Origin of the sequence: Qipengyuania sp. R86523 (assembly GCF_044596365.1) — a bacterium.
GTDB classification, from domain to species: domain Bacteria; phylum Pseudomonadota; class Alphaproteobacteria; order Sphingomonadales; family Sphingomonadaceae; genus Qipengyuania; species Qipengyuania citrea.
Map to the genome: position 1 here is coordinate 474,260 of NZ_CP138997.1, position 12,920 is coordinate 487,179.

A 12,920-nucleotide genomic window follows, 5' to 3' on the forward strand; every position below is an offset into this window, starting at 1 on the left:
ATGAGCGAACGTTTCGCATTCACCATCGACGCGACCGACGGGGCTGCGCGCACCGGGCGAATCGCCATGCAGCGCGGCACCATTCGCACGCCTGCCTTCATGCCGGTCGGTACTGCAGCGACAGTCAAGGCGATGAAGCCCGAAACCGTCCGCAAGACAGGAGCCGACATAATCCTCGGCAACACCTACCACCTCATGCTGCGACCCGGCGCCGAGCGGATGGCGAGGCTTGGCGGCCTGCACAAGTTCATGAACTGGCAACGGCCCATCCTGACCGACAGTGGCGGCTACCAGGTGATGAGCCTGTCCGAACTGCGCAAGCTCACCGAGAAGGGGGTCGAGTTCCGCAGCCACATCGACGGTTCCAAGCACATGCTTACGCCCGAGCGCAGCATGGAAATCCAGCGCATGCTGGGCAGCGACATCGTGATGGCGTTCGACGAATGCCCGCGCGCCGATCGGCCGCGCGACGAAATCGCCGCGAGCATGGAAATGAGCATGCGCTGGGCCCGGCGCAGCCGCGATGGGTTCGATGCGGGCGGCGAACACGCGCAGCGATCCGCATTGTTCGGTATCCAGCAGGGCGCGCTGGACGAGGAATTGCGCCGTATAAGCGCGGACAAGCTCACCGATATCGGTTTCGACGGCTATGCCATAGGCGGGCTGGCGGTCGGCGAAGGCCAGGAAGCGATGTTCGCCACACTTGACTTCGCACCCGGCCAATTGCCCGCCGACCGGCCCCGCTATCTGATGGGGGTCGGCAAGCCCGACGACCTCGTCGGTGCGGTGGAGCGCGGGGTGGACATGTTCGACTGCGTGCTGCCCAGCCGGTCCGGGCGCAACGGACAGGCGTTTACCTGGAACGGGCCGGTCAACCTGCGCAATGCGCGTTTTGCCGAAGACGAGGAACCGCTCGACAGCCGCTGCACCTGCGATACCTGCGGGACCTACTCGCGCGCTTACCTGCACCATTTGGTGAAATCGCAGGAAATCCTCGGCGCGATGCTGATGACCGAGCACAACATCGCCTTTTACCAGCAGCTGATGCAGGCGATGCGCGATGCGATCGCGGAAGCGCGGTTCGCCCAGTTCGCGCGCGATTTCCGCCGCGACTACTTGCAGTGAGACGAACCGGCGATACCGTGCCGGTATGAGAAAAGGCCGCGCCGGTTCCGCTGCTCCCGCGAAATGGGGGCTTTCCCCCAATCGCAAGGCAATGCCGCGCGAACAGAGCTATATTCTCGCCTTTGCCGGGCTGACGATCCTTGCCTGGCAGACCGGCTTCGGAACGCTTGCGCTGATGCCGTTCACGTTGCTGGCCACCTGGTTTCACGAAATGGCGCACGGGCTGAGCGCAATGGCGCTCGGCGCTGAATTCCATCGCCTCGTGATCTTCGCCAATGGCTCGGGCTTTGCCGAGTTCTCCGGCAGCATCGGCTACCTCGGGCAGGCGGCCATCGCGGCGGCAGGGCTGCTGGGTCCCAGTGTCGCGGGCTGCCTGTTGATCGTCGCATCGCGCTCGCGGCGGGCCACGCAGCTGGCGCTGCTGGTTCTCGCATCGGCGCTCGCGATTTCGACGGCGGTGTGGGTGCGCTCGGTCGCCGGATGGGTGGTGCTACCGCTGTTCGCTGCAGCAGCCGGGTACATCGCGCTGCGCGGGAGTGCCAAATGGCAGCGGATCACGGCGGAATTCCTCGGGGTACAAGGCGTGGTGAGCGTCTATCAGGACCTTGGCTATTTGTTCAGCCCGGGCGGCACGGTCGGCGGCATGTCCGCGCGATCCGACACCGGCCTCATCGCCGACGCTTTGTTCCTGCCCTACTGGTTCTGGGGCGGCCTGATCACGCTGACGATCCTCGCCATGGTGTGGCTGTCGCTTCGATTTGCCAGCCGGTACTGACCGGGCAACAAAAAAGGCGGCCCCGTGAGGGACCGCCCTTTTGCTGTGTCGCTGCCGCCTGAGCTTAGCGCGAGTAGAACTCGACCACGAGGTTCGGTTCCATCGTGACCGGGTAGGGCACTTCGTCGAGCTTGGGCACGCGGGTGAAGGTCACCTTGTCGTTGCCATCGGGGCTGACGTAGTCGGGAATGTCACGCTCGGGCAGGCTCTGCGCTTCGATGACCAGCGCCATTTCCTGTGCCTTCTTGCCCAGCGAAACGACGTCGCCGACCTTGACGCGCGCCGAGGCGACGTTGGTCTTCACACCGTTGAGATAGATATGGCCGTGGCTCACGATCTGGCGCGCAGCGAAGATGGTCGGCGCGAACTTGGCGCGATAAACGACCATGTCGAGGCGCTGTTCGAGCAGGCCGATCAGGTTCTGACCGGTGTCGCCCTTGATCCGCGACGCTTCCATGTAGGTGCGCTTGAACTGCTTCTCGGTCACGTCGCCGTAATAGCCCTTGAGCTTCTGCTTGGCGCGCAGCTGGAGACCGAAGTCGCTCGTCTTGCTCTTGCGGCGCTGGCCGTGCTGGCCCGGACCGTAGGAACGCTTGTTGACGGGGCTGTTCGGGCGACCCCGAGATGTTTTCACCCATCCGGCGGTCGAGCTTGTACTTGGCGCGGGTGCGCTTCGTCATAATCTTTCCTTCAATTTGCTGGGCCATCCCGTTGACGGCCATTCAACCCGGCATCGCACCGTCGTTCCTTCGACACGCTCAGGAGATCGACGCGGCTACCGCTTCACCGGGGTGCGGAGCCAATTCGCGAAGGCGCGCTAGTAGCAATATGGCGCGGTTCGTCAAGCACGAAGATAGGCGCTCGACAAGCACCGGCAGGCGGGGCAGGGCGCATTGCCATGAACGACGATTTCAAGCTGCCTGAAAACTGCGCCGACATGCGTGATGTACGCGCCGGCGTCGATGCCACCGACCGCGAGCTGATGGAATTGCTCGACCGGCGGTTCGGCTACATGCGGGCGGCCGCGCGGATCAAGCCCGATCGGGCGATCGTGCGCGACGAAGCACGCAAGCGCGCGGTTATCGACAATGCGCGCCGCGACGCGCAGGGCCGCTCGCTGCCGGCAGAGCCGATTGCGCAGATCTGGGAAACGCTGGTCGAGACGTCGATCGACTACGAACTGGCCGAATGGGACCGGATCAGGGCTTAGGTCCGCGCCCCAGCGACGACAGGACACCGCGCAGCGTCCGCACCTCGAGATGGTTCCAGCCGGGCTTGGTAAGCACCCCGCGCAAGGTCCGCCGGGTGGCTTCCGCGCGCGCCGCGGGCAGGAAATAGCCCTTGGGTTCGAGCATGGTTTCCAGATGCGCGATCAGCCCGTCGAGCTCTTCCTGCGGTGCAGGGGGGAGCAGTTCTTCCTGCGTGGGCTGCACCAGTTGCTCGTGCTTCGACCATTCATAAGCGCACAGGATTACCGCCTGCGCCAGATTGAGCGATCCGAATTGCGGATTGATCGGCACCGTCAGGATCGCCCGCGCAAGCGCGACGTCCTCGGTTTCCAGGCCCGAGCGTTCTGGTCCGAACAGGATTGCACTGCGTCCCTGTGCGGCGGCCATTTCCTGGCTTGCTTCCTCGGGCGTGACGACCGGCTTGGTCACTCCGCGCTTGCGCACCGTAGTGGCGTAGACATGCGCGCAATCGGCCACCGCCTCCGCAGTGGTCGCAAAGACCTGTGCCCGGTCGAGGACGACATCCGCCCCGGCCGCTGCCGGACCCGCCGAAGGGTTTGGCCAGCCATCGCGCGGTTCGACCATTCGCATCTCGGTCAGCCCGAAATTGAGCATCGCGCGGGCTGCCTTGCCGATGTTCTCGCCCAGCTGCGGACGAACCAGCACAACGACGGGTTTGTGCGTGTCAGCCGCGTTCATTGGCGGCCGCTTCCTGTACCGTACTGGCAAATTCCTCGAAATCGCGCGCTTCGCTGAAGTCGCGATAGACCGAGGCGAAGCGGATATAGGCGACGCTGTCGAGCCCGCGGAGCCCGTCCATGACCATTTCGCCGATACGCTGCGAGGCTATTTCGGCCTCGCCCGCGGTTTCGACTTGGCGCTGGATCCCGCTGACCAGCTCGTCGATGCGTTCCTGCGGGACATCGCGCTTGCGGCAGGCGAGCGCGATCGACTGTTCGAGCTTGCTGCGTTCGAAGGGCTGGCGGCGGTCGCCCGACTTGACCACGGTGACTTCGCGCAGCTGGACCCGTTCGAACGTGGTAAAGCGCGCGCCGCAGCTCGAACATTGCCGACGCCGCCGGATCGAGGTCGAAATCCTCGGTCGGACGACTGTCCTTCACCTGGCTGTCGTCATGCGCGCAGAAAGGGCACCGCATTTACGGTCGGATACGCTTGTAGAGCATGTATCCCGCGCCCGCGACGAGCCCGATCGGCCAGGTCACGACGGGCAGCAGGCCCCCTGCGATTGCGCCCACGGCAGCGCCGGTCAGCACGGGTTTCGTCGAAGGGTGGTCGAGGCCCTTGCTCGCCATGTCCTTCACTTCGTGCTTCGCGTCGGAAAGCAGTTCGTGATCCTGGTGCTTGGGATTCTGGTCGTCCATCGCTTTTCTCCTCAGCGGCCGGGATAGACGGGGAAGGCAGCGCACAATTCGGCCACCTTGCCGCGCACCTTGTCTTCCACCTGCCCATCGCCTTCGGGGCCATTGCGCGACATTCCGTCCACCACCTCGCAGATCAGCGCGCCGATCGTCCGGAATTCCTCGGGGCCGAAGCCACGCGTGGTCCCCGCCGGAGTGCCGAGGCGGATACCGCTGGTCACAAAGGGGCTGCGCGTGTCGTAGGGAATGCCGTTCTTGTTACAGGTCAGCCATGCGCGATCGAGACCGGTTTCGGCGGCCTTACCGGTCACGTCCTTGGCCGTAAGATCGACCAGCATCGAATGGTTGTCCGTCCCGCCCGACACGACGCGCAGGCCATTGGCTTCGATGGCTTCGGCCAGAGCGCGGGCGTTTTCGACCACGCGCGCGGCGTAATCCTTGAAGTCCGGGCGCAGTGCTTCGCCGAAGGCGACTGCCTTGGCGGCCACGACATGCATCAGTGGGCCGCCCTGCATACCCGGGAACACCGCCATGTTGAACGGCTTGGTGAGTTCCTCGTCGTTCCACAGGATCACGCCCGAACGCGGCCCGCGGAGGGATTTGTGAGTGGTGCTGGTGACGACATGGGCATGGGGGAAGGGGTTGGCATGCGCGCCGCCCGCGACGAGCCCGGAGATGTGGCTCATGTCGACCATCAGGTAGGCCCCGACCTCGTCGGCCACCTTGCGGAAGGCTTCCCAGTCCCAGCTACGCGAATAGGCGGTGCCACCGGCGATAATGAGCTTGGGCTTGTGCTCCTTCGCCAGCGCCATCACTTCGTCCATGTCGATCAGCTCGTTATCCTGGCGCACGCCATAGCTGACGGGGTTGAACCACTTGCCGCTCATGTTGACCGGCGATCCATGCGTGAGGTGACCACCCGAATTGAGGTCGAGACCCATGAAGGTATCGCCCGGCTGCAGCAGCGCGAGGAAAACCGCCTGGTTCATCTGGCTGCCCGAATTGGGCTGGACGTTGGCGAAATTGCACCCGAACAACTGCTTCGCGCGCTCGATCGCCAGCGTTTCGATGACGTCGGCATAATCGCAGCCGCCGTAATAGCGCTTGCCCGGATAGCCTTCGGCATATTTGTTGGTGAACACGCTGCCCGTGGCTTCGAGAACCGCGTTGGAGGCGATATTCTCGCTGGCGATCAGCTCGATCTTGTCCTGCTGACGCGCCAGTTCATTACGGATCGCATTGTGGATCTCGGGATCGGCTTCCGCCAGCGTATCGTGCCAGAAGCGGTCCATGGGGTCGCGCGCGGTGTCTTGTGCCTGGGTAGCCATAGATCAGATGTCCGGGTTGGATAGCTTGTCGATGCGGCGCTGGTGGCGGCCGCCGGCGAAATCGGTTTCGAGGAAGGCGGACAGGCACGCCTTGGCCATGTCGCTGCCGACGAGGCGGGCGCCCATCGCGATGCAGTTGGCATCGTTGTGTTCCCGCGCCAGCGAAGCGGACAACGGTTCGGAAACCAGCGCGCAGCGGATGGCGGGATGGCGATTGATGCTCATCGAGATGCCAAGCCCGCTGCCGCACAGGGCAATGCCGCGATCTGCGGTCCCATCGGCGACAACCGCGGCCAGCTTGTACCCGTAGTCGGGGTAATCGACGCTGTCGGCGGTATCCGGGCCGAGATCGGCGACCTCGTGACCCTGTTCGATCAACCAGTCGCGCAAATCGGCTTTCAGATCGAAAGCGGCGTGGTCGGAAGCAATGGCAATACGCATGCGCAGCCCCATAGTCGTTTCCGGTGCCGCTCGCCACCTCCTTGTGGCGGTTTGCCCACGCTGAACTCCGGCCAGTCAGCCGCCCACTGCGATGTTGCGGATGTCGGCGAGGACATAGGGTTTCGTCAGCGTGGTGACATGCGCCAGTTCTTCGGGATGTTCGGCATCGCCATAGCCGCTGGCGAAGACGAATCGTACGCCCTTGCTCCCCAGCCGGAAGGCGATCGGGTAGCTTTTCTCGCCATGCAGGTTGATATCGAGAATGGCGAAATCGAACACCCCTGCTTCGGCCTGGTCGAGACCTTCCTCGAGTGAACCGACGGCGACCACATCGGCGCCGTCCTCGATCAGCATGTCCTCGAGCGCAAACGCGATGATGGGTTCGTCTTCGACGACGAGGATCCGTTTGCCACTCAGAGGCATAGTTTGCCCTCGAGCCGGCAATGCAGCCCGTCCGGCAGATATTCGATCGTTGTCCGGCTACCCGGAGTTCCCAGCCCGCGCTGGATGAGACGCGAACCGAAACCCGTGCGATCCGGCGTGGCGACTGAAGGACCGCCGTTTTCGCGCCAGTCGAGGATGAGCGTGCCGCCATCTTCGCCGGCTTCGAACGACCATTGAATGTCGACCAAGCCATCGTCGGTGGAAAAGGCACCGTATTTCACGGCGTTGGTCGACAGTTCGTGGATGACCATCGACAGCGCAACGGCGGGTTGCGGTTCCAGCCGAATGTCCGGCCCGTCGAGCGTGTAGCGCGATTGCTGAGTCCCGGCCGTCGCCTCGAGCGCGCCGCGCACGATCGTTCTGAGGTCGGCGGATTCCCAGCGCCGCTCGGTCAGCAGGCTGTGCGCACTGGCCAGCGCGGCGAGCCGCTCGACAAAGATATCGAGTTGGGGGTTCTGCCTGTCCCCCTTGAACGACTGCTGCGCCAGCCCCTGGACGACGGCCAGCGTGTTCTTCACGCGGTGGTTGAGCTCATTGATCAGGATGCGCTGGCTGTCTTCAGCCAGCACTTCCTCGGTCACGTCATACCCTTGGACCAGAACCCCGTCGAAGCTATCCGGGCCGCTGATGGGCTGGAAAATGAATTCGAGATGCCGTTCGCGCAACTCGTCATGCTCGCCGCTTTTGAGCATGACCTTTTCCCTGCGCCCGAAATAGGGTTCGCCGGTCTCCATGACCTTGTCGAGGATGTCGACGAAGCCCTGTTCGGCGATCTCGGGCAGGGCTTCTGCCACGCTCTTTCCGTCGAGGTCGCGCTCGCCGATCAGCCGGCGATAGGCTGCATTCGACATGACGAAACGATGTTCCGGCCCGGCGAGCACGGCGACGAAGCCGGGCGCTTGTTCCAGCAAGGCGCGCAATCGCTCGAGCTCCTTCGTTGCGCCGCGCCAACGCTGTTCGACCGCTTCGGCGCGGCGGACCACGCTCGCCGTGTCGCGCTGCTCGATCTTGGTGATCTGAACCGGGTGCTGGAGGATGTATTGGACCGCTCCGCTGTCGTCGAGGATCGGCACCTGGGTCGTGCTCCAGATGTGCGCGTCCATACCGCCCGAGGCGTTGGGAATATCGTATTTGAGATGGGCGATCTCGTCAGGTTCGCCCGTCTCTAGCACGCGCTCGAAAGACGATTCGATAAGGTGATGGCTTTCGCCCGCGCCGGGAAAGGCGTCGAACACGTGGCTGCCCGCAATATCGTCCAATTCGCGGCCTACGGCTGCGAGATACGCATGATTGGCCCAGCTTATGCGCAACTCGGCATCGAGCAGCAGATAGGGGTTGGGAGAGTGCTCGAGCACCCGCCTGAAATCAATGGACCCGTCCGACATCGGCATCTTTCGAGCGCCGGTCAATCCCCCGACCGTGGCCCCATTTGTTTTTCCCCGCATTGCGCCTAAAAGCATAGGGCGCCATGCGGTTCCCGCCTCTCGGAAATATTTGTTCGGGGCACTATGAGGCACACGCGCAGCCGCTGGCCGCGCGTGTGCTTACTGGTCGAGGAACGAGCGCATCTTGCGGCTGCGGCTCGGGTGCTTCAGTTTGCGGAGCGCCTTCGCCTCGATCTGCCGGATACGTTCACGGGTAACCGAGAACTGCTGGCCGACCTCCTCGAGCGTATGATCGGTGTTCATGCCGATACCGAACCGCATGCGCAGCACACGTTCTTCGCGCGGGGTCAGGCTGGCCAGAACCCGGGTCACGGTTTCCTTGAGGTTCGCCTGAATCGCTGCATCGACGGGGATGATCGCGTTCTTGTCCTCGATGAAATCGCCGAGATGCGAATCTTCCTCGTCGCCGATCGGCGTCTCGAGGCTGATCGGTTCCTTGGCGATCTTCATCACCTTGCGCACCTTCTCGAGCGGCATCGAGAGTTTCTCGGCCATCTCTTCGGGTGTCGGTTCGCGGCCCTGATCGTGCAGGAACTGGCGGCTGCAGCGCACCAGCTTGTTGATCGTTTCGATCATGTGCACCGGAATTCGGATCGTACGCGCCTGGTCGGCGATCGAGCGGGTGATCGCCTGACGGATCCACCAGGTGGCATAGGTGCTGAACTTGTAGCCGCGGCGGTATTCGAACTTGTCGACCGCCTTCATCAGGCCGATGTTCCCTTCCTGGATCAGGTCGAGGAACTGCAGGCCGCGGTTGGTGTATTTCTTGGCGATCGAGATCACGAGACGCAGGTTCGCCTCGACCATTTCGCGCTTGGCGATCCGCGCTTCGCGTTCACCCTTCTGGACCTTGGTCACGATGCGCCGGAATTCTTCCAGCGCCATGCCGGTCTGACTGGCGATATCGGAAATCTCGGTCCGGATACGCTCGACCGCGTCGGCTTCCTTCTCGGCGAAGGCCGCCCACTTCTTGTCCTTCTTGGCGCGCTCCTTGAGCCACGCATCGTCGAGCTCATTGCCGATATAGGCATCGAGGAAATCGACCCGCTTGACCTTGTGACGCTCAGCCAGACGCAGCATCTGGCCGCCCAGCGCGGTCAGCCGGCGGTTGAAGGCATAGAGATTGTCGACCAGGAATTCGATCTTGGTCGCGTGGAACTGCACGCTTTCGACCTCGGCGGTCAGCTGCTCGGACAGCGCCTCGTACTTCTTTTCCTTGGCCGCGGTGAAGGTCTCGCCGCGGGCCATCAGATCGACGCGCTCGTTCTGGAGCTTTTCGAACTTGCCGAACAAGTCGGTGATCCGGGCAAAGCGTTCGATCGCGTCGGGCTTCAGCGCGGCTTCCATCTGAGCAAGGGACATGGTGTTGTCCTCTTCCTCTTCGTCGTCGCGCTTGGACGAACCTTCCTCGCCGTCTTCGCCTTCCTCGTCCGAATCGTCATCGTCGTCGTCACGGATGGTCGGACCGGCGGTCTCTTCCGAGATCTCGCCGTCATCGTCTTCCTCTTCCTCCGCCATCTTCTCGGGCGGGGGTTCCTTCGACAGCATGGCATCGAGATCGAGAATCTCGCGCAGCTGCATTTCCTCGGCATTGAGCGCTTCGGACCACTGGATGATGGCGTGGAAAGTGATCGGGCTCTGGCACAGGCCCATGATCATCATGTCCCGGCCCGCCTCGATCCGCTTGGCAATGGCGATTTCGCCCTCGCGGCTCAGCAGCTCGACCGCGCCCATTTCGCGCAGATACATGCGCACCGGATCGTCAGTGCGTTCGCCGGTGGCAGCCTTCTTGACTGCGGGCTTTGCCGCGGTCTTGGTGTCCTTCTTGGCGCTGGCCGCCAGTTCTTCGACTTCGTCGGCTTCCTCGGCAGCGGCCTCGGCTTCCTCGTCGCTTTCGACGATCTGCACGCCCATATCGGACAGCGCGGACTGGATATCCTCGATCTGGTCCGAACTCATCTCGCCCTGGGGCAGCGCATCGTTGAGCTCGTCGTAAGTGACGTAACCCTTGCGCTTTGCCTTAGTGATAAGCTTCTTGACCGATGCCTCGTTGAGATCGATCAGGGGAGCGTCGCCGTCGTCCTTGGTCTTCGACTTGGTGGCCATGAGGTAATTCAGTCCAGTCTTGTCTTGCCCTTGGGCCGCGCACCCGTGGGGATCATGATTCCGATTCGTCGGCCGCTGCAGCCTTCCTGCGACCAAAACGCTTCAACCGCTCGTTAAGGGCCAACAACCGCTCGCGCAATCGGGCCTGTTCGGCGATGGAGCCTTCAGGATCGCGTTCGAACCGCGCTGTAGCCGCCGAAAGGGCGGATTCCAGCGCCGGCCTTTCGACCAGCAACGACACGGCTTCGGCCAGATCCTCGCGCGCATCATCCGGGTCGGTGCCTTCATCGAGGAAGGCGAACAAGGTTTTTTCCGGTGGGGCGGGTAGGCCTGTTTCAAGCGATATGGTCGATTGCGCGGACAAATCAAGCGCCTCGGCAGCTTCAAGCAGCGAATCGATGGCGGGGCCGACATTTGGATCACGCCGCGCCAGTTCCGAAAGCGTGTCTTCATGGCGCATGATCTGCTCGGGAAAACGCACCAGGCCGGCGATCACCGCCCGGGTCAACGCGTCGCGTGCGCCGCCCTGCATCGCGCGGATCAGCCGCTCGCGCGCCTCGGGTGCCAGCGTCGGGGCTGCCGGCTTGAAGCCGGACTTCTTCCAGTCCCCCCGCGGCCGCGCTTCGCGCGGGGGGCGCGGCGGAAAGGCGAAGGCGGAAAAGCGCTCGAGCAATTCCCGCTTGTACAGCGCGCGGATATCGGGGTGCTGGATGCTGTCGACATGGTCGAGCAGCCTCGCCTTCAGCCCGGCCTTGTCTTCGGGCGAATTGAGCGGCGAGGCCGCGCGTTCGAATTCCCACAGCGTGTCGAGCAGGCTGTCGGGCTGCGCCAGCAGCGCCTCCATCGCCTCGGGGCCCTTGTCCTTGATCAGGTCATCGGGATCCATCCCCGCGGGCAGGCGCACGATAGCCAGCGAATGCGCCGGGCGCAGCATGGGCAGCGCCCGCGCTATGGCGCGCATTGCGGCGCGCTGTCCGGCATTGTCGCCATCGAAACACAGGATCGGGCGCTCGACCTGCCGCCACAGCAATTCGAGCTGGTTTTCGGTCAGCGCGGTCCCCAGCGGGGCGACCGCTTCGCGGATGCCCGCATTGGCCAGCGCGATCGCATCCATATAGCCCTCGACCACGATCATCCGCCCGCTTTGCCGCGCGGCGGGGGCAGCGCGGTGCAGATTGTAGAGCGTGCGGCCCTTGTCGAACAACGGCGTGTCGGGACTGTTGAGATATTTGGGGGCGCTGGGGTTTGCCTCGCTGTCGAGAATGCGGCCGCCAAAGGCAATGACCCGGCCGCGTGCATCGTGGATCGGCAGCATCATCCGGTTGCGGAAGCGGTCGTAGGGATCCTTGCCTTCGACCTCGATCCGCATCCCGGCTTCGCTCAGCATGGCCTCATCGAACTGTCCAAGCGCGCGTTTGAGCGCCTGCCGGTCGCCCGGGGCGTAGCCGAAGCCGAATTCGCGGATCGTCGCGTCCGAAAATCCGCGCCGGGACAGATAGGCACGTGGCTGCGACCCGTCGGCACCGCGCAGATTGCCTTCGAACCAGACCTGCGCCGCGGCGGTCACATCGTGCAGGCTGGCGCGCTTTTCCGCGCGCTGGGCGGCGCGCGGATCGGGGGCGGGGACTTCCATGCCCGCTTCGGCCGCCAGTTCCTTCACCGCGTCCATGAACGGGAGGCCGCGCTGGTCGGTCAGCCAGCGGATCGCATCGCCATGCGCTTCGCAGCCGAAGCAGTGGTAGAAGCCCTTCTCGTCATTGACGTAGAAGCTCGGCGTCTTTTCGTTGTGGAACGGGCAACAGGCCTTGAACTCACGGCCCGCCTTGGTCAGCCGCAGGGTGCGACCGATCACCGCGGACAGCGTGGTCCGCATGCGCAATTCGTCTAACCATTGGGGTGACAGGGCCATGAAGGCGCTATCCTACTGCAGCCCGGCGTATACCGCTAGCGCGCGGCCGAACCCTCCACAGGCTTCTCTTCGGGCGGGAAGGGGCCGGTGGCAGCGATCTGTTCGCCGTCCACTTCCAGCAGATAGGCCTCTGCCGGCCCTTGCGGTGCCATGGTCGAACGCCACCACAGCGTGACCGTGCCGCCGGGTTGCCAGCCGGGGCCGCGGGTGACGCGCCAGATCAGATTGCCATTGTCGTTGATGATCGAAATCGCGTCGGGATCGCCCAGCACGGCTTCGGCCTCGGCGGTCGAATATCCGACCGACTGGGTGAACCCGCTCACCTTTCGCGTCGTGCGGAACAGCGTCGGAGGGGCCTCGCCGGTGGCAGGCGCATCGATGGCCTCGTCTGCGCCCACGTCGTCGATCTCGGCCAGAGTGACCTTGTGGACATAGGTATAGACCGTGTCGTCCGGCAATTCGCCGGGGTTGCAGGTCTCGATGCCTTCCGGACACGCGACATAGCTCACCAGCGTGCCCACCTGGCGGGTGCCGTTGCTGAGAGCGGTTTCGATCTCCGCCCCCTGGGGGCCGACGATGCGCGCGCCCAGCGTCGACAGGTCGAGATCGGCACCGATCAGCGTGCGCGGCGCGGCTACGGTGGGGGTGGGGGTCGGCACGGGCTCGGGCTCACTGGACCCGCAAGCCGCCAGCACCATGCATGCCACCGGTGCCGCGAAATTCTTCAGTCTGGTCAAGC

12 protein-coding genes and 2 pseudogenes are annotated in these 12,920 nt (G+C 63.9%); 3 read left to right on the forward strand and 11 right to left on the reverse strand.

What is annotated here, in order from left to right:
• On the forward strand, positions 1–1,125 hold the full coding sequence (gene tgt, locus SJY12_RS02310; protein ID WP_050600628.1) for a tRNA guanosine(34) transglycosylase Tgt: 1,125 nt from the start codon (positions 1–3) through the stop codon (positions 1,123–1,125).
• A gap of 25 nt (positions 1,126–1,150) precedes the next feature.
• Positions 1,151–1,900, forward strand: a complete 750-nt coding sequence (locus SJY12_RS02315; RefSeq protein WP_397505864.1) for a M50 family metallopeptidase — start codon at positions 1,151–1,153, stop codon at positions 1,898–1,900.
• Between the two features lie 64 nt (positions 1,901–1,964).
• Here SJY12_RS02315 and rpsD read toward each other — a convergent pair.
• Positions 1,965–2,580: pseudogene (rpsD, locus tag SJY12_RS02320) on the reverse strand (30S ribosomal protein S4).
• 218 nt (positions 2,581–2,798) lie between these two features.
• Here rpsD and SJY12_RS02325 point away from each other — a divergent pair.
• Positions 2,799–3,110 (forward strand): chorismate mutase, encoded by a 312-nt coding sequence (locus SJY12_RS02325; RefSeq protein WP_397505865.1) that lies wholly within the window; start codon positions 2,799–2,801, stop codon positions 3,108–3,110.
• Here the strand turns inward: SJY12_RS02325 and SJY12_RS02330 are convergent.
• The 10 genes and pseudogenes from SJY12_RS02330 to SJY12_RS02375 all read right to left on the reverse strand — a co-directional run bounded on the left by SJY12_RS02330 (position 3,100) and on the right by SJY12_RS02375 (position 12,918).
• Positions 3,100–3,828: an RNA methyltransferase gene (locus SJY12_RS02330; protein WP_397505866.1), complete on the reverse strand. Its 729-nt coding sequence runs from the start codon at positions 3,826–3,828 to the stop codon at positions 3,100–3,102. The genes SJY12_RS02325 and SJY12_RS02330 overlap by 11 nt on opposite strands.
• Positions 3,815–4,286 (reverse strand): annotated as a pseudogene (gene nrdR / locus SJY12_RS02335) (transcriptional regulator NrdR). Before nrdR ends, SJY12_RS02330 begins: the two are co-directional and overlap by 14 nt.
• The gene (locus SJY12_RS02340) at positions 4,287–4,511 is read right to left on the reverse strand and encodes a hypothetical protein (protein ID WP_160766889.1); all 225 of its coding nucleotides are present in this window, start codon (positions 4,509–4,511) and stop codon (positions 4,287–4,289) included.
• A gap of 11 nt (positions 4,512–4,522) precedes the next feature.
• Entirely contained in the window at positions 4,523–5,836 is a 1,314-nt protein-coding gene (gene glyA / locus SJY12_RS02345; RefSeq protein WP_397505867.1) for a serine hydroxymethyltransferase, read from the reverse strand.
• Positions 5,837–5,839: 3 nt separating this feature from the next.
• Positions 5,840–6,277, reverse strand: a complete 438-nt coding sequence (rpiB, locus tag SJY12_RS02350; protein WP_230832848.1) for a ribose 5-phosphate isomerase B — start codon at positions 6,275–6,277, stop codon at positions 5,840–5,842.
• Positions 6,278–6,352: 75 nt separating this feature from the next.
• Entirely contained in the window at positions 6,353–6,700 is a 348-nt protein-coding gene (locus tag SJY12_RS02355; protein WP_050600621.1) for a response regulator, read from the reverse strand.
• Complete coding sequence (locus SJY12_RS02360) at positions 6,691–8,106, reverse strand: sensor histidine kinase (RefSeq protein WP_397505868.1); 1,416 nt, start codon at positions 8,104–8,106, stop codon at positions 6,691–6,693. The genes SJY12_RS02355 and SJY12_RS02360 overlap by 10 nt, the downstream gene beginning before the upstream one ends.
• A 159-nt stretch (positions 8,107–8,265) precedes the next feature.
• Entirely contained in the window at positions 8,266–10,272 is a 2,007-nt protein-coding gene (gene rpoD, locus SJY12_RS02365; protein WP_050600620.1) for an RNA polymerase sigma factor RpoD, read from the reverse strand.
• A gap of 52 nt (positions 10,273–10,324) precedes the next feature.
• Positions 10,325–12,181, reverse strand: coding sequence for a DNA primase (dnaG, locus tag SJY12_RS02370; protein WP_397505869.1), 1,857 nt, complete (start codon positions 12,179–12,181; stop codon positions 10,325–10,327).
• A 35-nt stretch (positions 12,182–12,216) separates the two neighbouring features.
• Complete coding sequence (locus tag SJY12_RS02375) at positions 12,217–12,918, reverse strand: hypothetical protein (RefSeq protein ID WP_397505870.1); 702 nt, start codon at positions 12,916–12,918, stop codon at positions 12,217–12,219.
• Positions 12,919–12,920: the final 2 nt, after the last annotated feature.

Excerpts from the sequence above, each read along its gene's own strand:
- tgt (WP_050600628.1), top strand. The coding sequence starts at position 1 with ATGAGCGAACGTTTCGCATTCACCATCGACGCGACCGACGGGGCTGCG.
- SJY12_RS02315 (WP_397505864.1), top strand. The coding sequence starts at position 1,151 with ATGAGAAAAGGCCGCGCCGGTTCCGCTGCTCCCGCGAAATGGGGGCTT.
- SJY12_RS02325 (WP_397505865.1), top strand. The coding sequence starts at position 2,799 with ATGAACGACGATTTCAAGCTGCCTGAAAACTGCGCCGACATGCGTGAT.
- SJY12_RS02330 (WP_397505866.1), bottom strand. The coding sequence starts at position 3,828 with ATGAACGCGGCTGACACGCACAAACCCGTCGTTGTGCTGGTTCGTCCG.
- SJY12_RS02340 (WP_160766889.1), bottom strand. The coding sequence starts at position 4,511 with ATGGACGACCAGAATCCCAAGCACCAGGATCACGAACTGCTTTCCGAC.
- glyA (WP_397505867.1), bottom strand. The coding sequence starts at position 5,836 with ATGGCTACCCAGGCACAAGACACCGCGCGCGACCCCATGGACCGCTTC.
- rpiB (WP_230832848.1), bottom strand. The coding sequence starts at position 6,277 with ATGCGTATTGCCATTGCTTCCGACCACGCCGCTTTCGATCTGAAAGCC.
- SJY12_RS02355 (WP_050600621.1), bottom strand. The coding sequence starts at position 6,700 with ATGCCTCTGAGTGGCAAACGGATCCTCGTCGTCGAAGACGAACCCATC.
- SJY12_RS02360 (WP_397505868.1), bottom strand. The coding sequence starts at position 8,106 with ATGTCGGACGGGTCCATTGATTTCAGGCGGGTGCTCGAGCACTCTCCC.
- rpoD (WP_050600620.1), bottom strand. The coding sequence starts at position 10,272 with ATGGCCACCAAGTCGAAGACCAAGGACGACGGCGACGCTCCCCTGATC.
- dnaG (WP_397505869.1), bottom strand. The coding sequence starts at position 12,181 with ATGGCCCTGTCACCCCAATGGTTAGACGAATTGCGCATGCGGACCACG.